This window comes from Helicobacter sp. NHP19-003, assembly GCF_019703305.1.
GTDB lineage: Bacteria > Campylobacterota > Campylobacteria > Campylobacterales > Helicobacteraceae > Helicobacter > Helicobacter gastrocanis.
Map to the genome: position 1 here is coordinate 756,155 of NZ_AP024814.1, position 19,208 is coordinate 775,362.

Here is a 19,208-nt window from a genome sequence, read left to right on the forward strand (position 1 = left end):
AGCACAATCGGCTAAAATCTGCTTATGTTAAAAGCCTATGCCACCTTCGTGCGCAAGAATGTACGGGCAGGGAGTTTGGCAGGGAGTTTTACGGGGTTGGCGTTGCCGCTGTGGATGCTCTCCAACTCTTGCCCGTTTTCTAGGGCGATTTTATACAAACAGAGGTAGTGTTTGCCCTCAAAACTATAAAGTTTGCCCAACTCATTTGCCACTGGCTCCAAGTGTGCCCCATAGGGCAAGACCACTTCGTAAGACTCGTTTGGGCGGGTGGTGAACTTGCATAAGAAATGCCAGCCATCCTCCAAGACCTCGCCATTGACCTGATAATCGCCCTCACTGATCGCCGTCTTAAAATTCTGTGTGTCTAGGCGTTGGTGGGGGCGTTTGACTAAATATCCCTCGGTAAAGCCGCGGTTTTTTAAAGTCGCCAGCTCGGCTTGGTAAAGGGCGGGGCGGTGCTGGTTCTTGTAATAGTCGTCTATGGCCGTGCGGTAGGTCTTGGTGGTGATGGCAGCGTAGTAGCTGGATTTTGTGCGTCCCTCAATCTTAAAGGCATCGATGGCTTTGGTGTCTAAAATCATGGCGATGTGGTTGGCCAAATTTAAATCTTTGGCGTTTAAAATGTGCGTGCCCACGCCCTCTTCTTCTTCAAGGCGCATTAAAACACCCGTGTCGGGGTTTCTGATGTAGTACTCGTAGTCAAAGCGGCAATCGTTGGCGCAAGAACCCCGATTGGGCACGCGCCCGTGTTGCAAGGCAGAGATGAGACAGCGCCCCGAAAAGGCAAAACACATGCTGCCATGCACGAAAATTTCAATTTCTAGGTCGGGTAGGTGTTTTTTGATCTCAACCGCATCGCTCAGGCTCATTTCTCTTGCCGCCACGATGCGCTTCACGCCCATCTCGTGATAAGCCGAAGCGTCTAAAACATTCATCACATTGGCTTGGGTGGATAGGTGGATGGGGATATGGGGGGTGAGTTTTTGGGCAAGTCTCAGCACCCCCGGGGTGGTGATGATGAGCGCGTCCACCCTACAATCGGCAAGCCTTAAGAGCTGCTCTTCTAAGAGCTTGATTTGGGAGTTAAAAGGGAATCCGTTTAAGGTGGCGTAAAATTTCTTGCCTTTGCTGTGGGTGTAAGCCACTCCCTCTTTAAAACTCTCTAGATCAAAGGCTTTAGATGCGCGGTTTCTTAAAGAAAACTGCCCCAAGCCTGCGTAAACCGCATCCGCCCCATAGTCTAGGGCGATTTTAAGCTTGGTGAGATTGCCCGCTGGGGCTAGTAATTCTGCCAAATTACTTTTTACCAAAGGCGGCGATCAAAGCCTCAATGTCGCTTTCACTCGCCGCGTTCTCGTTGTCATCCCCGATGATGTAGGAAGCGGAGCTGACCCGCTTGGAGTCTTCAATGTTGCCCTCAAAAAGAGAGTTCATGTACTGCGTTAAGGCCCGCATGACATTGATGACCCGCTCGATTTTTTGGCGGTGGATGTCTTGAAATTGCATGATGTCCATCGCCTGCATGGAGCTGTCTAAACAACCCTCTGCCTTTTCTTGAATGGAGTTGATGCCCTGTAAAATTTCGTTTGTTTCGTCTAAGGAAGTTTGGAAAGTTTGGATAAGAGGAAAGTTCTCGGCCAACACCTCAAAGATTTCTAAATGCTTTTGTAGGGGAGTTTTGATTTTTCTCAGAACTTTTAAGATCCCATCTGCGCTCATGTTGATGTAGTCAAGCTGGTCAAAAATTTGGGTGGCTTTCACTTCCGAGTCGCGCGTTACATCATCTAGCTGGTGCACGACTTTGTGTTCCTCAGTGGGGGGTGGGGGTGGCCACTCTTCAGAATCGACTTTGCCATACTTTTCGGCGAGTTTTCTATCCACCTTCATGTAGTGGTTTTCTTCTGTGTCCTCTTTTTTGTCCTCGCGACTCCCTTTAACCTCCTCTGCTCCTTCGCTCTTTTCTAGCTCTTCAAGGGCGGCGACTTCCAAACCGCCCCCACTTATCAAGGCATCCAATTCTTCCTGGGTCATCTATTCTCCTTAGATCGTCCGCTGATTATAATTTATTTTAGTTTGTAGATTGCTTTAAGGGGTTTGGGGGTGGTGGGGGTGTGTTTTTAAACTTTGCGCAAACAGTCAAACCCAGCCTGCAAAACCCACATAAACAAAACCCCAAAGGTCTAAGTTGGGCGCAGTTTAAGGCGTTTGCGCCTTATGTACCAAAACATCTTGCATGACTTGGTCCAAGTCCCCATCTAAAATCGCCACCACTTGGCTATAGGCGACCTCACTTCTAGCGTCCTTAATTTGTTGGTAGGGGGCCAAAACATAACTCCTAATTTGGTGTCCCCAGCCAATCTCGCTTTTTTCCTCTTGATTGTTCTGCTCTTGTTGTTTGCGCAACTCTAGCTCGTAGAGTTTAGACTTGAGCATCTTTAACGCCATGGCCTTGTTTTTGTGCTGGCTACGGTCATTCTGGCATTGCACCACAATCCCTGTAGCGTAGTGGGTGAGTCGCACCGCCGACTCGGTTTTATTGACATGCTGTCCGCCCGCCCCGCTCGCACGGTAGGTGTCCATGTTGTAGTCTTTCTCTTCAATAACAATGTTGATCTCATCGTCCACTTCAGGGCTCACTTGCACACTTGCAAAGCTTGTGTGCCGCTTGCCATTAGCGTTGAAGGGTGAGATACGCACCAAGCGGTGGATGCCGTTTTCGTTTTTCATATAGCCATAAACATTCACCCCCTTAATGCTAAAAGCAACCCCCTTAATGCCCGCCTCTTCGCCCTCTTGATAGTCCAACAGCTCCACTTTAAAACCCTTGCGCTCCGCCCAACGCAAATACATGCGATAAAGCATGCTTGCCCAATCTTGACTCTCTGTCCCCCCCGCCCCCGGCTGGATGCTCACCAAAGCATCTAGACCATCATTTGGGTCGCTTAGCATGACTTCGACTTCCATGCTTTGGATACACGCCGCTAATTTGGGGGCTTCTTCAAAAAGCTGCTCTAGGGCGTGCGTGTCTTCTTGGGTGAGATCAAAGAGTTCACACGCCTCATCTAAAAATTCCTTGGTCTTTTGGTAGGCTTGCAACAATCTCTCTACACGCATTTTTTCTTTGTTCGTGTGTGTGGCTGCGGCTTTGTCTTGCCAAAAGTCAGGGTGGGCTTGCTCTTTAACAAGACTGTCTAATCGCGCTTGCAACTCTTGTGGTTTGATGATTTGGGCGATGTTGTGGCATTTGCCCTGCAACTCTTTCAGCAATTCGCTGTATTGGTAAGCGTCCATTGTATTTCCATAAGTTAATTGTGTGCAGATATTATACAATGGGCGTTTAGCTTTGTAAAGTTGTTGGTTTACACAAGAGAAGGAGTGTTTGTCATGTATGCGGATCGGATTTTAAAACATGTGGAGAGTGCCTACCCCCAACAGGTGGAGTTTAGACAAGCAGTTGCAGAGATATTGCACGCTTTAACCCCCCTACTCAAAAAAGAGCCCAAGTATGAAAAAAACGCCATTTTGGAGAGATTAGTGGAGCCAAATAGGCAGGTTTTTTTTAAGATTGTGTGGGCGGATGACAAGGGCAAGGTGCAAGTCAATCGGGGGTGGCGGATTCAGTTTAACAATGCCCTAGGTCCTTACAAGGGGGGCTTAAGGTTTCACCCCAGCGTGAATGCGAGCATTGTGAAGTTTTTAGGTTTTGAACAAATCTTTAAAAATGCACTCACCACCCTAAATATGGGTGGGGCCAAGGGGGGGAGCGACTTTGACCCTAAGGGCAAGAGCGACGCGGAGGTCATGCGCTTTTGTCAGGCATATATGGATGAGCTTTACCGCCATATCGGAGCGTTAAAAGATGTACCGGCTGGCGACATCGGCGTGGGGGCTAGGGAGATCGGCTATCTCTTTGGGCGGTATAAAAAGCTCGTGGATAGCTTTGAAGGGGTGTTTACGGGTAAAAACCTAGATTGGGGGGGGAGTTTGGTGCGTAAAGAGGCGACTGGCTATGGGGCGGTGTACTTCGCCCAAGAAATGTTAGAGGCGCGCAAAGAGGGGCTAGAGGGCAAGATTTGCACTGTTTCTGGCAGTGGCAATGTGGCGATCTACACCATTGAAAAATTATGGCAAGTGGGGGCGATTCCTGTAACGATCAGCGACTCTGGGGGTTGTGTTTACGACAAAGAGGGGATCAACTTAGAGCTGTTGAAGGAGATTAAAGAGGTGCGGGGTGGGCGTATTGAAGACTACGCCAAGAACAAAAAAAGTGCGGTCTACACCTCTGTTAAGGATTACAAAGAGGGCACCAATGCAGTGTGGAGTGTGCCCTGTTTTGCAGCCTTCCCCTGTGCCACGCAAAATGAGTTGAGTGTCTTAGATGCAAAAATTTTGCTACAAAATGGCTGTAAATGTGTGGCTGAGGGGGCGAACATGCCCTCAAGTCCTGGAGCGATGCAGGCGTTTTTGAAAGCAAAAATCTGCTATGGACCCAGCAAGGCGGCAAATGCGGGTGGCGTGGCGGTGAGTGGGCTGGAAATGGCGCAAAACGCTAGTTTGCACCCGTGGAGCTTTGAAATGGTGGATCAAAAATTGCGCACAATCATGCGAGACATTTTTGCCAACAGCTCCCAGACCGCCGCTGAGTTTAAAGACCCCACGAATTTGGTTTTAGGCGCAAACATTGCCGGTTTTAGACGCGTTGCCCAAGCGATGATCGATCAAGGGTATTGAAAGGTTTAAGGGGGTTAAAAGTGGTGTGCTCAGAGGGATTCAAACCCCCGACCTACAGGACCGCAACCTGTTGCTCTATTCAGCTGAGCTATGAGCACCCAAAAAGCTTTATTATAGCAAAGTTTTCGTGATTTTAGGTTAAATTTACAAAAATTTGTTAATATGTGCGGATATTACACAAGAAAGTAGGTGATGGCATGCCCGGGATTAAGGTGCGCGAAACAGATAGTTTTGATGAGGCTTATCGGCGTTTTAAGAAACAAACAGACCGCAATTTAGTGGTGACTGAGTGCCGTGCAAGGCGCTTTTTTGAATCCAAAACCGAGAAACGCAAGAAACAAAAAATCAACGCTAAAAAGAAAATCCTTAAACGGCTGTATATGCTAAGACGCTACGAGTCTAAGCTGTAAGGTTTTCCATGCAGTTTAGTGGACAAAATGTCTTGATCACGGGGGCAACTCGGGGGATCGGGCGTGCCATTGCGCTGTTGCTGGCAAATTACAGCCACAAAGAGGGGGGACGCTTGAAAGTGTGGATCAACTACCGCTCTAGCCCCGAAAGTGCCGACAGCTTAAAAGCTGAAATTGAGGGCATGGGTGGCAGGGCCGCTTTGGTGAAGTTCGATGTTACCGATGAAAAGGCGTTTGTTGAGGGGATTGGCACAATCGTGGATGCCGATGGCTCTTTAAGTTATCTGGTTAACAACGCCGGCATTGTGCTGGATAAGTTGGCCTTACGCATGAAAACCGAAGAGTTTATGCAAGTTTTAGACACCAATTTAAAATCTGTCTTCATCGGGTGCCGAGAAGCCTTAAAGGTGATGGGCAAACAGCGCTTTGGGAGTGTGGTGAATCTCTCGTCTGTGATTGCTGAAAGAGGCAATATGGGGCAAGCCAATTACGCTGCCAGCAAAGGGGGGATTTTATCCATGACCAAGTCTTTTGCTTATGAGGGGGCACTGCGGGGCATCCGTTTTAACGCCATCACCCCCGGTTTCATTGACACGGACATGACTCGCTTAGAAGAGAGTGTGAAAGATGCATATTTGAAGAACATCCCCTTAGCCAGACTAGGGCAACCTGAAGAAGTCGCCGGGGCTGTGGCGTTTTTACTCAGCGACCTATCCAGCTACATCACAGGCGAGGTCTTGAAAGTCAATGGCGGCTTGTATATGTAGGGGCGCAAATTTCAGTTAAAGGAAGAGAGATGCACTTTTTTGTGATCGTTTTGTTGTTGTTGATTGTCTATTTTTTATACAGAATCGCCGACATTTTGGAGCGTAAATAGGCTTTTGTTTAAGGTTCTTAAAGCGTTTTGCAGTTAGAATGTCGGGATTGTTTTGAAAATTTCAAATTAAATTAAATCTAAATTAGGAGATTTTATGGCTTTGTTTGAAGATGTGCAGGCAGTGATTGTGGAACAGTTAAATGTGAGTGCTTCGCAAGTTACCGAAGAGGCGGATTTTATCAAGGATTTGAATGCAGACTCGCTTGATGTGGTGGAGCTCATCATGGCTCTTGAAGAAAAATTTGGGATTGAAATCCCCGATGAACAAGCTGAAAAGATCAAAACCGTGGGTGATGCGATCCGCTTCATTCAAGACATTAAACCTGCTTAGTCCTTTATCCTTTGTAGGCGAGGAGTTCTTTTGCGTAGGGTTGTGGTAACGGGCATGGGGATGGTCAATGCCCTAGGACTGAATAAGAAAGATGCCTTCAGTGCCATTGTGGGGGGCAAGTGTGGGGTGAAAAAGATCACCAGCTTTGACACCACCGGCTTTCCCGTGCAGATTGCTGCCGAGATCACCGATTTTGACCCCGCTTTGGTGATGAATTTGAAAGATGTCAAAAAGGCGGGGCGTTTCATACAGCTTGCCCTTTTGGCAGCCAAAGAGGCGGTTTTGGAGAGCCAAATTTTACAAGAGGGCAAATGCCCGCCTGAGTGGGCGGAGCGCATGGGTGTCAGCTCGGCTTCGGGGATCGGGGGGCTTGGCAACATTGAGGCAAACTCCATTTATTGTTTCGACAAAGGCCCGCGCAAGGTCAATCCGTTTTTCATCACTTCGGCTTTGGTGAACATGATCGGGGGCTTTGTGTCGATCGAGTATGGCTTCAAAGGGCCTAATCTCTCCAGTGTTACGGCTTGCGCCGCCGGCACGCACGCCATCATCGAAGCGTATAAAACCATCGTGCTAGAGGGGGCTGAGCGCATGCTTGTGGTGGGGGCAGAGTCCACCATTTGCCCTGTGGGCATCGGGGGATTTGCCTCCATCCGTGCGCTCTCTAACCGCAACGATGCGCCTTTAAAAGCGTCTAGACCCTTTGACAAAGAACGCAATGGCTTTGTGATGGGCGAGGGCGCAGGGGCTTTAGTTTTAGAAGAGTATGAGAGTGCCAAGAGTCGCGGTGCGCCCATTTATGCCGAACTTGCCGGCTATGGTGAAAGTGGGGATGCCTGCCACATCACCGCCCCGGCCCCAGATGGTGAGGGGGCTTACCGCGCCATGAAACAAGCCCTGCACATGGCAAGCAAAGTGGGGGCAAAGGTGGGCTATGTCAATGCGCATGGCACCAGTACCGGCTACAATGACCTTTACGAAACCATCGCGTTGAAAAATGTTTTTGGCGGCAAAGAAAATGTCCCCCCCACTAGCTCCACAAAGGGGCAGATTGGGCATTGCTTGGGTGCAGCGGGGGCGATCGAGGCCGTGATTTCCATCATGGCGATGCAAGAGGGCGTACTGCCCCCCACGATCAACCAAGAAACCCCAGACCCCAATTGCGACCTAGACTACATCCCCAATGAAGCTAGAAGTGCCAAATTAGAAGCAGTGATGAGCAATTCCTTTGGGTTTGGGGGGACCAATGGCGTGGTGATTTTTAAAGCCTTGTAGTTTAGAGACTGTAGTGGCTGTCTATTTAGATTTTGAAAACCGCATTAAGGGGTTGCAAGAGGACATCGAGATGGCGGCTATTCGGGGGGATCTGGACGCAAAAGAGATTCTAGAAAAACGCCTAGCTAAAGAAACCAACTCCATTTACTCCAACCTCACCGACTACCAGCGCCTGCAACTTGCCCGCCACCCCGACCGCCCCTATGCCATGGACTACATTGAGCTGATTTTAACCGACAGGTACGAACTGTTTGGCGACCGCCACTTTAGGGACGATAGAGCCATTGTGTGCTTTGTGGGCAAAATCGAGGGCGTGCCGGTGGTGGTGATTGCAGAGGAAAAGGGGAGGGGGACTAAGAACAAGCTCATGCGTAACTTTGGCATGCCCAACCCTGAAGGTTACCGCAAGGCCCTAAAAAGCGCAAAATTTGCCGAAAAATTCAATCTGCCTATTTTAATGCTCGTGGATACGGCGGGGGCTTACCCGGGGCTTGGGGCAGAGGAGAGAGGACAGAGCGAGGCGATCGCCAAGAACTTGCAAGAATTTGCCGCCTTGAAAGTCCCCACCATCTCCATCATCATCGGCGAGGGGGGCAGTGGAGGGGCGTTAGCCATCGCCGTAGCGGACAAATTGGCCATGCTTGAGTACGCCATTTTTAGCGTGATCTCTCCCGAAGGTTGCGCGGCGATCCTATGGAACGACCCGAGCAAAATTGAAGTGGCGGTCAAGGCCATGAAAATCACCCCCCTTGACCTCAAAAAAGCTAACCTCATAGACGACATCATTGTGGAGCCTGAAAGGGGCGCGCACCGCGACAAGCTGCAGGCCAGCCAATCCATTAAAGACTACTTCTTGCAACAACTCCCCTTGATCCAGCAGAGCGACTTTCTCACCCTACGCTATGAAAAACTCATGTCCCTTGGGGCGTTTGCTTAAACCTTAAAGGGTGTTTATGCGCCTAGATAGCCGTTTTTTGCTCGCATGGGGGGCGTTTGTGGTGGCGGCGTTTTTCTCCCCCGACACCCACATGAGCTATGTAGCAAAATTCGTTTTAAAAGGGATTTTACACCAAAGATTGTTCTAGTAGAAGTGGGTAAGTGGCGGGGGTAATTTAGCACTTCTTCAAGGCTAAAGCCCTTGTCTAGGCTCTCTTTAACCTCTATGGCTCTAAGCTGGCGCGTGAGTTTGTCGGCACTAAAGTGTTCTTTGAGCTCTGCAAGCTCGGGGTCTTTCACCAGCGCAAAGTCTAAAACATCCGTGTCTTTAGGATTGGCTAAATCCCACTTCTCTACGGCTTGTTTCATCTCTTGGTCTGTTAAGTCTGTTTGCAGGGGGGGGGTGTGGTAGAGTCGCTAACCGCCTTTGTATCGGACACTTGCCCAAGTCCTAGCTCATAACTAGGGTGCTTGGGATGCTTTTGCATTGCTAGGGTAAAGGTCGGGTCATTGTATAAGTCCCCTCGCTCAAAATGCATGGTTTTAAAGGCTAATTCATTCTGCCCCTTGCGGATTTGCTCCACCACCACATAATGCCCATTGATCTGTTTGCCGCTGATCACCACCTCCCCGGCATCGTTTTGCCCCAAGACTTTTACATCGGCTTCATCGGTGTATTGGGGGTATTGGGCGATGTCTGCTTGCGTAACGGGGGGTTGTTGGCGGGCATGCGTCTTGTGCCATTGACCCCATGCCGCTCTAAGACATGTACAATCTCGCTCTTGTCAATGGTGCGTTTTACATCTGTAGGGTGTTTAAAGCCCCATTCTTGCGCCTTGCTTTCCTCCAAAAGCTCAATGGCGATTTTCTTACTGCCCCTTTAAATTGCAAGAGATAATCCACCACAGCGGGGGTAAAATTCTCACGCCCTAGTAATGCCATATCCCGCCCTTTAGCAGGGCTGTTATCAATGAGTTCTTTAATCTCGGGGCTTAAGTCCGTGCTTGGTTTAGGGGTGCTAGTCTTATCATCGGCACTAGGTAGCCATTGGCACTATCGGCAAGAGCAAAATTATAAAGACTGAGACTAGTTACAAGGGCGAAACTAAAAATGTGTTTGCGGGTTTTCATGAAAACCCTTGGGGTTAAATTTTGTTATTGTTGCCGTTTGGACAAGAAGTTTTTGACATCGACCGCTTTAGTGGATACACCCGAGATGAACGGGTTGTTTGTCTTTGTCCATTGGTGTGGGGCTTTTAGTGGTGCAGGTCTTTAGAGTGTTGAAAACCCACTCCGCCATACATGCCACGGTTTTCTGCCATAAGGGGCAACACCACTAACCCGAACACAGAAAGAAGTTTAAACACAGAACGCCTTTTAAGGGGTTAAAACTGAGATAGGGGTTCTAGCAAAAAGGGGGGATCGGGTGGGGAAACAGAACAACACCCACCTTAGGCAGAGTAACAACCGACTTTGGGTTTATGTCCCCGGCACTTGCCGGGGGTGAGGGTTATTCTTGGTGATTGTCCCCGTGGTGGTGATGGTGGTGGTGTTCGCCATCTCCGTGGTGGTGGTGATGGTGGTGGTGATGCCCGCCATAATAATGGTGGTGATGGTGATGGTGGTGGTGTTCGCCGTGCCCTTCGTGGTCGTGACAGCATTCCTCTGACATGAAATCCTCCAAACAAAATTACTCTAGATCGCTCTAGGCAAGCTCATTCTACGCTAGAAAAGCCACTCTTTGGTAAATCGTTTAACAAAGCCACACACTCTTTTTCAAGGGTGTAGAGGGCATAGCGCAAAGTTTTAAAGTTTGGGGCGTTAGGGTTTGCAGGATTTAGGTATTTAAAGCACTCTTCTAACACCCGCGCGCTTTCTTGCGCTCTTTTGAAGTTGGCTTGCAACATGCTTAGGCTTGAGGGTTCTTTGGGGGGATTGTCGTGGGGCTTTAAAATGTCGTTTTGACTGTCTCGCTGGGTGTAGAGCCATAAAAAATCAACACCATTTTGGATGAAAATCTCGGTGGCTTGGTGGCGGATCTGTTTCAAACGGAGGGCTAAATCTCGGTGGTTGCAAAGGTAGCGCATGGCATCCTCTGCCACCCGCACCCCCTCCTTGAAGCGGTTTAAGTTTGCGTCTAAGAGACGGCCGACAGGCTCAGTCGTTGCGCCCCCCCATGATGCCCATGATTTGCAAGAGGGACACAAAGATGTTTAAGAAGTCCACATACAACGCCACAGCCGCCTCTACGGGACTCTCATAAAGCCCCCTGATGATGTTTTGGGTGTCGTAAGCCACAAAGAGGCTGAAGAGCACCACACACACGCCCGCAATCGCTACTTGCATCATGGGCGAACCTAAGAAAATGTTGATCAAAGAGGCAACCATCACTACAATCACGGCGATGAAAAGCATCTTGCCCATGTTGGCGAGATCGTTCTTGGTTTTAATGGCGTAAATGCTCATCACACCAAAAACGATGGTGGTCATGCCAAGGGCTTGCCAAATGGCATTCGCCCCTGAGCGGGCGATCACAAAGCCTAGCAAAGGCACGAGGGTGATGCCCGACAAAAAGGCAAAGGCAAAGAGCATGAGCAAGTTCACCGTGGGCATTTTGCGGGTGAACATGAGCCCAAAGAAAGCGGCGATTTCGCCGATGAAAAACGCCCATTTATACTGGACAACCACCTGAAAGTGCATCATGCCAATCAGCGCACCGATGGTGGCTAAAAGTAGGCTAGCGGCGAAAAATTTATAAGTGGTTTTGACAAAATTGACTAAAGCGGTTTCGTTCTGTTCGGCATAGGACGAAGACACGCTCTCGTGCATCTGTCTGTCATACAAAGCCATGTAACTCTCCTTTGGTAAAAAAGTGGCGAGATTCTAGCTAAATCCCCTTAATACCTTGCTTAAATGCTGCTTGTGGGTTTGAATGGACTACGCCAAACTCTAGAGGGTTTCTAAGTGGCTTTCTTAAAAATGCTTTAAAAATGCTAAAATGGGGGCCGTTTTTTGACTTTGACTTGCTAAAGGGGTTTGCTTGGTGGTTGCGATCAATGGGTTTGGGCGGATCGGACGGTGTGTGGCACGCATTTTATGTGCTGAGTACCCCGGGGTTTTGGCGCTCATTAACGACCCCGCAAATTTAGAAACTCTGTCCTATCTCTTCCAACACGACAGCGTGCATGGGCTTTACTCAAAAGAGGTGCAAAATCACAAGGGGCAGCTTATTGTAGACCATCAAAAAATCCTCTTTAGGGCGTGTAAAGACCCCCAAGATTTGGATTTATCGGGGGTGGATGTACTCTTAGAAACTTCGGGGCATTTTTGCGCCCCAAAGGCATTGGAGGTGTTTAAAGAGAGGGGGGCGAAAAAGGTCATTTTAGGCGCGCCCTTTGAGCCACACACCGCCCCCTTAGCCAGCAAGGCAACTTTTGTTTGGGGGGTGAATCATAAAAACTATGCAAATGAACCCATCCTTTCTAACGCTTCTTGCACCACAAACGCCCTAGCCCCCATTTGCATGCTTTTAGACAGGTGTTTTGGCATTGAAAGCGCATTGCTCACAACCATACACAGTTATACCAAGGGGCAGGCTCTCGTGGATGGTGCGCTAAGTAGCGATAAACGCCGCAGCCGTGCTGCCCACAACATTGTTCCCACGACCACAAGAGCGGCCAAGGCTCTTTATCTTGTCTTGCCGAATTTGGAGGGCAAAATGCATGGACGGAGTGTGCGGGTGCCGACCATGGATGTGTCTATGGTGGATTTGAGCGTGCAATTAGAAAAGGCCGCAAGCACGGGGGAGTTGATCGCCCTTTTTAAAGAGGCAAGCCAAACGGAGCTAAAAGGCATTTTGGAGGTGGATGGCCACCATAAAGTGAGCAGCGACATTGTCGGCAATGCGGCAAGCTGTGTGGTGGTGGAAGACATGCTTTTTAGCTTAGGCAAGCACGCCAAAATCATGGCGTGGTATGATAATGAGTGGGCGTATGCCAAACGCCTTGTGGATATGGCGTTTTATGTGTGTGGCTAGAGAGTGTTTAGGCTCTCCATCATGGAGGGGTGGGTGTAGACCATGTCCTTGAGGGTAGAAAAGCTTAAATTTTGATTCATGGCAAGGCTAAAGAGGTTGATGTACTCGTAAGAGAGAGGGCAGTGCAAACTCGCCCCCAAAATGCACTCTGTGTGTTCTTCAACCAAGACTTGCAATAGTCCTGTGGTGTCTTCTAGAACCATTGCCCCGGGGATTGCCGCCGTTTTGAGGTTATGGGTGCAGTAAGCCCTGTCTTTGACCTCGTGCGCCCTCAAGCCTACATGGCTGTAAGGGGTTTCAATGTAAAGCACTTCGGGGAAGACATTGCGGTTGTGTATGGTGCGTTTTTTTGCGCCAAAAAGGTGGTCGTAAACAATGCGGTAATCGTCCAAGCTGGCGTAAGTGGTGAGCATCGCCCCCCCTTTGGCATCGCCGATGGCGTAAATATTGCCTTCATTATGGGGGTTTGCCACTAAAAACTCATTTGTCAAGACTTCTTGTTGTGCACCTAGTTGGATGCCCGCGCGTTCAAGTTGCAAGGAGGCGGTGTTGGGCACACGCCCCGTGGCGAGCAAGATCGCATCGGCCTTGAGGGTTTTGGCTTGTTTGTCTTGGGTGTAATGCACGCAATCGTCTTCAATGGCGTTTAAAGTGGCATTATTTAGGATTTGCACCCCCTTTTGGCTCAAGGATTGATGGATGCTTTGGCTAAAAATGGGGTCTTCTTTGGGCAAGAATTGATGGCCACGCACAAGCACGCTCACTTTGGTGGTGTGTTTGTTAGAAGTGCGCCCGAATAAATTAAACATGCTAGCAAATTCTAAGCCGATGTACCCTCCGCCTATCACGACCAAATGCGTGGGCAAGGTTGTTAATTGCATTAAAGAGGTGCTGTCATAGACTTTATTTGAGTGGATTGGTACTTTGGGGGTGGTGGGGATTGAGCCTGTATTGATAACAATGTGGTGCGCACTGATTTCTTGGCAGCTGTCGTTGTGGTAAAGCATCAAGGTGTGGCTGTCTTTAAAGCTTGCTGTGCCGTCAATCACCTGCACCTTTGCATCTAGCAGGGCTTCGTAATTCTTTTGGCGTAAAAAGGCGACCATTTTATTTTTGGCTTCTATGGCTTCTTTGTAGCCACTCGCCCCCTTTTTATGAGTCGCTAAGTGCAAGAGGGTTTTAGAGGGGATGCAACCGACATTGATGCAAGTGCCCCCATACATTTCCTTGCTCTTTTCAATGAGGGCAACCCTTTTGCCTAGCTTGGTGGCAGCAGCGGCTAGAGTCTTGCCCCCCTTGCCAAACCCGATCACAACCAAATCATATGCAAATTGCATCAAAGCTCCTTCGTTTCTGCAATGCTAGCATGCTTGTTACAACCGCTAGGCTTTTGTCTGCTTTGCTTCTATATTGTTAAAAACTTCTAAATTGTAATATCTAGCACATGGGGCTCTACAAATTGCCCGAGTTCTTCGGTGTTCTCCACCGCCCGCTCTAGCTCACTATCGCTGTAGTAGTGCCCGTGGTAGCAGTGTTCTTTGTCTCTGCCATTTTTGCAACGGGTGTCGGCACTCTCTTTGGGGGGGCTTTGCTCTTGCGGCTCTTGTTGTCCTGGATTTGGGGGTTGGTGGGGAGAGTTTTCCTTGTCGGGGTTGATGGCCTTGTTCTCTTCAAGGGCGCGGGTGGCTTCTACCTTTTGCAAGCGTTCCAAAAAGACTTGCTGATCAATTTGGGAGATTTTAGGCAGAGCATTTTGGTTGACAATGGAGCTGTAGGGAGCGTTTTGGTTGATGTAGGTTAGGTTGCCGGGAATGGATACAGGCATGCAAACTCCTTTGGCTAAAGCCTAGCCTTATATCGGCAGTTTGCTCTAGCGGTGGACTTTACGTAAGATGAAATTGAGTAAATCGTAGCTGTCTAAAGACACGGTGAAGTAGACTTGGTAAGAGGATTGCGTGGTGTGGTAGTCGCTCATGGTGTTGTAGACAAACTGGGTTTTGATGCTCGCAAAGCTGCTCCTAAACTCGTAGTAAATGTCAAGGCGGTTATACAGCGGAGCTTGGAAAAAGGCAACTCCGCGGTAAATGGGCGTGGGGCAATAATTTTTAGAAGACATGCAAATGTTGTCTATGTAGGCGCTGTTGTAAATGCGCTCGTAGGCGTTTTGTCCATGTTTACTTGCAAAAAAGAGGTCGCTGATCCCAAAGCCTTTGAATTGCATGTTTGCTTGGGCAAAAAAGCCATTACTCACCCTAAAATTGCTACTCATCCCCATTTTGCGCAACCGTTCCAAACTCGCAAGCACCCCCAAAGAAAAGTCTAGTTTATCCATGAAAGGGGCAGCGTATAAGAGATCGCTCTTAGCATAGGCTTGGTAGTAGAGGCGATCGAGTAAGTAATGCTCACCGTGGGAAATGTTGCCCGAAGTGTTGGGCCAGTTGAGCAAGAATTGATCTTCAACATGGAAATACTCGGCATTGCCCCCTAAGATCAAAAACCCTTTTAGGGTTTTCAACTCGCTATAGCCCATAAAACTAAAGCGGTCCATGCCGTTGCCCAAGGCGTTTTGCCCGAATTTACAAGTGTAGCAGTTGCCTCCAAACCAATCGAGCATAAACTCGGCTTCTAGGTGGGTGGATTTATAGGGGTTTTTGGGTGGGCGGTATTGGAGTAAAAAGCCCCGCGCATTAGGGTCAATGAACCAGTAATAAGGCGCAAAGACATTTAAGGGGTAGTGTCCGTTGAGGTATTTTCTAGGGAAAATCCCCCCATAGAAGTTAAAAGCGGGTCCTCTTGCTTGGTAGTAGAGGGTGGGTCCCCACTTGGAGGGGAAATTCATTTGGTAGGTGTGGATATTTTGGAAAAAGAATGCTCCCACCATGAGTTTTTGCTCCACGCTCCTTGTATTGAAGGCAAAGCCAAATTCGGGGGTGAGGCGGGTGTTGAGCGTGGTGTTGGTGTTAGGCCAATAGGTTGTGTAACCTTCGTGGTCCATGATGAATAAATTAAAGCCCAAATTATAGCGCAAATGCTGGGCGAGCTTGGAGGCATGCAAGCCGACACATAAGAGAGCACAAAAAAGCCAAAAAATGCGGGATTTAAGGGAGAACATGGCGATCCTTTAAGCCGATAAAAGGCACATTATACTATAATGATTGACCTTATTTAGAAAGGAGAAAAGGATGTTCCACGAATACCGGGAGGAAATCAAAGAACTCAGCAATAAAAACCCCCATTTCCACAAAATTTTTGAGGAACACAACGCTCTAGATGATGAGATCACCACTTTAGAGGCGCACAACACCGATGAGCTCAAAGTTGTTGCTCTCAAAAAGAAAAAGTTGCACTTAAAAGATGAAATCTACCGCATGATTCAAGAGCACAAGGGTGCAAACTAGCTACAAGTTTTTGAGGATTTTATAAGCTTCCATCACTTCCAAAAACCGTTGCTTGCGGATGTTGCGGTGGGGGGGCTTTGTGGAGGAGGCGGTGTCTGGGTGGTAGAGTTTTGCCAGCTCCAAGTAGCGGTGCTTGATCTCTTCTTTGGAGTGCATCACCCCTAAGCCTAGCGTACGCAAGGCTTTTAAAATCAATTCTTCTTGTTTTGTCAAAAAAAGCTTCTGTGTGGGGTAGATGAATTGTATATAGGCGTACTTGAAATGCGGATTTTTCAACGCCATCAACACCTGCAACGCATCCAAATGGGCGTGGGTTTCATGCAAAAAATCCCTTTTATTGCTTTTATCCTTAAAGGGGGTTTCCAGCAAAATAAAGGGGGCAAACAAGCTATGCAAGAACTCCCGAGCCAAAAAATGCGTGTAGTAAAATACCAATCTGGAGTGCATGTAAATGGCCTGAATCTCCACCTTTGGTACAAGGGCCAAGAGGGGTTTAGTCTTGATTTTTGGGGTGTAGCTCTCTTTAAACACCACGGGCAAGTGGGCGTTGCTTAGGATTTTCTCCAATAAGAGGTCAAACATGTCGGGGGAGTTAAAAGGGTGTAGGGCGTATTTGGCGTAAAGCAAGCGGTTTAATAAGTAGGCTTTTTTGAGGCTCATTTTTTCGAGCAAAATCAAGGTGTGCTTGAATTTGACATGCTCGGGGAAGTGTTTTTTAATGTAAATGGTCGTTTTAGCATACAAAGAGGGATCTAGACACACTTCAATGAACTGATTGGTAAGGGGGTTTTTTTGAGGAGCTGGGAGGGTTTTTGCTAATTTCGTTTTGATTTGCATGGCGTATTATAACATGTTTTTTTCAGGGTTGTTTTTGTGGAATGTCCCTCGTTTGTATTCACAACGCACCACAAACACCGCTACAATCAAGGCCAAAAATTGCGAAAGCGGATAGGCGACCCAAATCCCCTTGAGCCCATAAAAATGGCTTAAAATCGGCAACAAGAGCGCAATAAACACAATCGTTTCGCAAATGGTGATGAGAAACGAGCTTTTGGTGCGTTGTATGGACTGAAAAAAGACCGCACAAAAGAGATTGATCCCCAAGAAAATATGCCCGAAATAATAAATATTCATGGCATTTTTGCTATCAACCAAAAAAGTGGGGTCTTCTAAAAGGCGTTTGCGATCCACATAGAGTTTAATCAAGTGGTTGTCAAAGAAATAAAAGACAATGTAAAGTACCGCGCCCACACACAGAGCCACTTTAAGCCCAAAGCCAAAGGCGGTACGCACCCGGTCCAAACGCCCTGCCCCATAGCTAAAACTCGCAATGGGCTGTATGCCCTGCCCGATAGAAAGCAAAGTCGTCCAAAAAATGATCCCATTGTACATGATGATGGCGTAAATAGACACCCCCCGCTCCCCCACCGTGTGCATGATTGTCCAATTAAAGAGCAGCATGACTATGGCGGCACTCAGCTCGGACACGCTTTGGGGCACGCCACTTTTAGCCGAAGAGATCACGCTTGCCCAGTTGAAACGCCACACAAAGTGCAACTGCCCCTTTTTTAAGAGAAAATGCGAGAGCAAGATAAAGAATCCCACCGCATGCCCGAGTACCGTGGCGATCGCACTTCCATGTATGCCGACTTCAAAAACATAGAGTAAGAGGTAATTAAAGAGTATATTTGTGAGTGATCCGATCAGCATGGCAACCATCGCCAAAATGGGGCGTTTGTCATTCACTACAAAGACATCGGCTAGGGGGTGCAAGACCATAAAAATTGCCCCCATCAAAATCACTTTGAGGTAAACAGACACCATCGGCAAGAGCAAGTCCGAGCTGCCTAGCATTTTGGCGATTTTGTCGCCAAAAGGCACGAGCGACCAGCTGATCAAGACAATGCTGATGGCGACAAAATAAAAGACAGAGCTGAAGACTAAACGGGCGCGTTTGGCTTGGTTTTTACCCAAAAAATACGAGGCGATCGAGGCTGCTCCCAAACCAAAAAGCAACTCAAAGGCGATCAAAGTAGGGAAAATGGGCCAACACACCCCAACCGCGGCGAGAGCGTCCTTGCCTAGCTTATTGCCCACAAACATGCCATCAATCATGGAGTAAGTGGAGAGCGAGATCATAGAAAAGGCAAGAGGGATAAAATAATAGAAAAAAAGCCTAGGGATCGGCGTGGTTTTTAAATCAACGGACACACGCCCCCCCTTGTGCACTCCCTAGCGTTTAGAGAATTGTGGGCTGCGGCGTGCCTTGCGTTTGCCATATTTTTTCCGCTCCACCACACGAGAATCCCTTGTCAAAAGCCCTTTGGGTTTTAAAATTGCCCTAAAGGCACTGTCATAGAGATTTAATGCCTTAGAAATGCCATGCCTTAGCGCTTCGGCTTGTGCGCTGTAACCGCCCCCAAAGACCACCGCCTTCACACTCACTAAGCCTTCTTGTTTGGTGAGTACTAAGGGTTGCATCACTTTCATTTTAATGGACTCATGCCCGCCTAGCCATGTGTTTAAGTCCATGCCATTGATGTCTAATTGCCCGTCCCCATGCGTGAGCCAAACCTTAGCGATCGCGCTCTTTCTTTTCCCTGTGGCGTAAATTTTTGTCATCTACTTAATCCTTTTTGCCCACTTGAGCTGTGTGGGGGTGTTTTTCATCTTTATAGACTTTGAGCTTTTTAATCATCGCCCGCCCGAGTTTGGTCTTAGGCAACATGCCCCGCACCGCGAGATAAAAGAGCTTTTCGGGGGTTTTCTCTAGCATTTCTTCTAAGGTTTTGCTCTTGGTGCTGCCAAAATAGCCCGAGTGGGTGAAGTATTCTTTGTCTTTAAGCTTATTCAAGCTAGAGAACTTCACATGGCTCGCATTGACGATCACCACAAAATCCCCACAATCTACATTAGGGGTGAAGTGGGGGCGGTGTTTGCCCCTGAGCAAAGCCGCTGCCCGTGTAACTAAACGCCCAAAAACCTGATCCTTCGCATCCAGCACGACCCATTCGCGCTTGATGTCTGTATTTTTCATGGACTTAGTGAGTTGCATCCCGTGTTCCTTGTAAAATATCAAAAACGCCTATTCTAGCGAAAAAAGCTTATATTTTACTGAATTTAAGCGGGATTAAAGCTATTTTATCACACAGCACGCTTTTGAAGGCAAGCTAGCCATCAAGAGCACTAGTCAAGCTAGTCTTTGCTTGGCCTTC

The 19,208-nt window shown here is 48.3% G+C and carries 25 protein-coding genes and 1 tRNA gene; 9 read left to right on the plus strand and 17 right to left on the minus strand.

Annotation, left to right across the window (positions count from 1 at the left end; all coding sequences use genetic code 11):
- Positions 1-35: 35 nt before the first annotated feature.
- The 3 genes from K6J72_RS03975 to prfB form a co-directional block, all read right to left on the minus strand.
- Positions 36-1,310 carry a peptidase U32 family protein gene (locus K6J72_RS03975; RefSeq protein WP_430886743.1) on the minus strand — a complete coding sequence of 425 codons (1,275 nt, stop codon included), beginning with the start codon at positions 1,308-1,310 and terminating at the stop codon, positions 36-38.
- The gene (cheZ, locus tag K6J72_RS03980) at positions 1,297-2,031 is read right to left on the minus strand and encodes a protein phosphatase CheZ (protein ID WP_221280923.1); all 735 of its coding nucleotides are present in this window, start codon (positions 2,029-2,031) and stop codon (positions 1,297-1,299) included. Before cheZ ends, K6J72_RS03975 begins: the two co-directional genes overlap by 14 nt.
- Before the next feature lie 165 nt (positions 2,032-2,196).
- Entirely contained in the window at positions 2,197-3,291 is a 1,095-nt protein-coding gene (prfB, locus tag K6J72_RS03985) for a peptide chain release factor 2 (RefSeq protein WP_221280925.1), read from the minus strand.
- A gap of 93 nt (positions 3,292-3,384) precedes the next feature.
- Here prfB and gdhA point away from each other — a divergent pair, with 93 nt between their 5' ends.
- Positions 3,385-4,731: an NADP-specific glutamate dehydrogenase gene (gdhA, locus tag K6J72_RS03990; RefSeq protein ID WP_221280927.1), complete on the plus strand. Its 1,347-nt coding sequence runs from the start codon at positions 3,385-3,387 to the stop codon at positions 4,729-4,731.
- Positions 4,732-4,752: 21 nt separating this feature from the next.
- Here the strand turns inward: gdhA and K6J72_RS03995 are convergent.
- A tRNA-Arg gene (locus K6J72_RS03995) sits at positions 4,753-4,829 on the minus strand.
- Between the two features lie 99 nt (positions 4,830-4,928).
- Here K6J72_RS03995 and rpsU point away from each other — a divergent pair.
- The 5 genes from rpsU to accA all read left to right on the plus strand — a co-directional run bounded on the left by rpsU (position 4,929) and on the right by accA (position 8,561).
- Positions 4,929-5,141: a 30S ribosomal protein S21 gene (rpsU, locus tag K6J72_RS04000; protein ID WP_053825483.1), complete on the plus strand. Its 213-nt coding sequence runs from the start codon at positions 4,929-4,931 to the stop codon at positions 5,139-5,141.
- A gap of 8 nt (positions 5,142-5,149) precedes the next feature.
- Positions 5,150-5,908 (plus strand): 3-oxoacyl-ACP reductase FabG, encoded by a 759-nt coding sequence (fabG, locus tag K6J72_RS04005; RefSeq protein ID WP_221280929.1) that lies wholly within the window; start codon positions 5,150-5,152, stop codon positions 5,906-5,908.
- A 204-nt stretch (positions 5,909-6,112) separates the two neighbouring features.
- Entirely contained in the window at positions 6,113-6,349 is a 237-nt protein-coding gene (gene acpP, locus K6J72_RS04010; RefSeq protein ID WP_221280939.1) for an acyl carrier protein, read from the plus strand.
- A 60-nt stretch (positions 6,350-6,409) separates the two neighbouring features.
- The gene (locus K6J72_RS04015) at positions 6,410-7,624 is read left to right on the plus strand and encodes a beta-ketoacyl-ACP synthase II (protein ID WP_260320697.1); all 1,215 of its coding nucleotides are present in this window, start codon (positions 6,410-6,412) and stop codon (positions 7,622-7,624) included.
- A gap of 13 nt (positions 7,625-7,637) precedes the next feature.
- Positions 7,638-8,561 carry an acetyl-CoA carboxylase carboxyl transferase subunit alpha gene (gene accA / locus K6J72_RS04020; protein ID WP_221280943.1) on the plus strand — a complete coding sequence of 308 codons (924 nt, stop codon included), beginning with the start codon at positions 7,638-7,640 and terminating at the stop codon, positions 8,559-8,561.
- 14 nt (positions 8,562-8,575) lie between these two features.
- On the opposite strand, the gene K6J72_RS04025 is transcribed toward accA, so the two are convergent.
- The 4 genes from K6J72_RS04025 to K6J72_RS04040 form a co-directional block, all read right to left on the minus strand.
- Positions 8,576-8,929, minus strand: a complete 354-nt coding sequence (locus tag K6J72_RS04025; protein ID WP_221280945.1) for a hypothetical protein — start codon at positions 8,927-8,929, stop codon at positions 8,576-8,578.
- A gap of 11 nt (positions 8,930-8,940) precedes the next feature.
- Complete coding sequence (locus tag K6J72_RS04030) at positions 8,941-9,255, minus strand: PBECR3 domain-containing polyvalent protein (RefSeq protein ID WP_221281106.1); 315 nt, start codon at positions 9,253-9,255, stop codon at positions 8,941-8,943.
- Positions 9,216-9,410, minus strand: coding sequence for a hypothetical protein (locus tag K6J72_RS04035; protein ID WP_221280947.1), 195 nt, complete (start codon positions 9,408-9,410; stop codon positions 9,216-9,218). Before K6J72_RS04035 ends, K6J72_RS04030 begins: the two co-directional genes overlap by 40 nt.
- A 142-nt stretch (positions 9,411-9,552) precedes the next feature.
- Positions 9,553-9,690 carry a hypothetical protein gene (locus K6J72_RS04040; protein ID WP_221280949.1) on the minus strand — a complete coding sequence of 46 codons (138 nt, stop codon included), beginning with the start codon at positions 9,688-9,690 and terminating at the stop codon, positions 9,553-9,555.
- A gap of 385 nt (positions 9,691-10,075) precedes the next feature.
- Here K6J72_RS04040 and K6J72_RS04045 point away from each other — a divergent pair, with 385 nt between their 5' ends.
- Positions 10,076-10,228, plus strand: coding sequence for a hypothetical protein (locus K6J72_RS04045; protein ID WP_221280951.1), 153 nt, complete (start codon positions 10,076-10,078; stop codon positions 10,226-10,228).
- A 46-nt stretch (positions 10,229-10,274) separates the two neighbouring features.
- Here K6J72_RS04045 and K6J72_RS04050 read toward each other — a convergent pair whose 3' ends face one another.
- Positions 10,275-10,667 carry a thiamine-phosphate pyrophosphorylase gene (locus K6J72_RS04050; RefSeq protein ID WP_347709324.1) on the minus strand — a complete coding sequence of 131 codons (393 nt, stop codon included), beginning with the start codon at positions 10,665-10,667 and terminating at the stop codon, positions 10,275-10,277.
- Between the two features lie 49 nt (positions 10,668-10,716).
- Entirely contained in the window at positions 10,717-11,409 is a 693-nt protein-coding gene (locus tag K6J72_RS04055; protein WP_221280955.1) for a Bax inhibitor-1/YccA family protein, read from the minus strand.
- 190 nt (positions 11,410-11,599) lie between these two features.
- Here K6J72_RS04055 and K6J72_RS04060 point away from each other — a divergent pair, with 190 nt between their 5' ends.
- Positions 11,600-12,595: a type I glyceraldehyde-3-phosphate dehydrogenase gene (locus K6J72_RS04060; RefSeq protein WP_221280957.1), complete on the plus strand. Its 996-nt coding sequence runs from the start codon at positions 11,600-11,602 to the stop codon at positions 12,593-12,595.
- Here K6J72_RS04060 and K6J72_RS04065 read toward each other — a convergent pair.
- The 3 genes from K6J72_RS04065 to K6J72_RS04075 all read right to left on the minus strand — a co-directional run bounded on the left by K6J72_RS04065 (position 12,592) and on the right by K6J72_RS04075 (position 15,707).
- Complete coding sequence (locus tag K6J72_RS04065) at positions 12,592-13,932, minus strand: FAD-dependent oxidoreductase (RefSeq protein WP_221280959.1); 1,341 nt, start codon at positions 13,930-13,932, stop codon at positions 12,592-12,594. The two genes, K6J72_RS04060 and K6J72_RS04065, sit on opposite strands and share 4 nt — an antisense overlap.
- Positions 13,933-14,018: 86 nt before the next feature.
- On the minus strand, positions 14,019-14,420 hold the full coding sequence (locus K6J72_RS04070; protein WP_221278892.1) for a hypothetical protein: 402 nt from the start codon (positions 14,418-14,420) through the stop codon (positions 14,019-14,021).
- Between the two features lie 45 nt (positions 14,421-14,465).
- Complete coding sequence (locus K6J72_RS04075; protein WP_221278893.1) at positions 14,466-15,707, minus strand: hypothetical protein; 1,242 nt, start codon at positions 15,705-15,707, stop codon at positions 14,466-14,468.
- 70 nt (positions 15,708-15,777) lie between these two features.
- Here K6J72_RS04075 and K6J72_RS04080 point away from each other — a divergent pair, with 70 nt between their 5' ends.
- A complete protein-coding gene (locus tag K6J72_RS04080; RefSeq protein ID WP_221278894.1) occupies positions 15,778-15,993 on the plus strand; it encodes an HP1242/YdcH family protein in 216 nt (71 codons plus the stop codon).
- On the opposite strand, the gene K6J72_RS04085 is transcribed toward K6J72_RS04080, so the two are convergent.
- From K6J72_RS04085 to rplM, 4 genes are all read right to left on the minus strand, one after another.
- Positions 15,994-16,737, minus strand: coding sequence for a J domain-containing protein (locus K6J72_RS04085; RefSeq protein ID WP_221278895.1), 744 nt, complete (start codon positions 16,735-16,737; stop codon positions 15,994-15,996).
- A gap of 99 nt (positions 16,738-16,836) precedes the next feature.
- Positions 16,837-18,204, minus strand: coding sequence for an MATE family efflux transporter (locus K6J72_RS04090; RefSeq protein WP_260320483.1), 1,368 nt, complete (start codon positions 18,202-18,204; stop codon positions 16,837-16,839).
- 21 nt (positions 18,205-18,225) lie between these two features.
- Positions 18,226-18,615: a 30S ribosomal protein S9 gene (gene rpsI / locus K6J72_RS04095; protein ID WP_053941165.1), complete on the minus strand. Its 390-nt coding sequence runs from the start codon at positions 18,613-18,615 to the stop codon at positions 18,226-18,228.
- Between the two features lie 4 nt (positions 18,616-18,619).
- Positions 18,620-19,048 (minus strand): 50S ribosomal protein L13, encoded by a 429-nt coding sequence (gene rplM / locus K6J72_RS04100; RefSeq protein ID WP_221278896.1) that lies wholly within the window; start codon positions 19,046-19,048, stop codon positions 18,620-18,622.
- Positions 19,049-19,208: the final 160 nt, after the last annotated feature.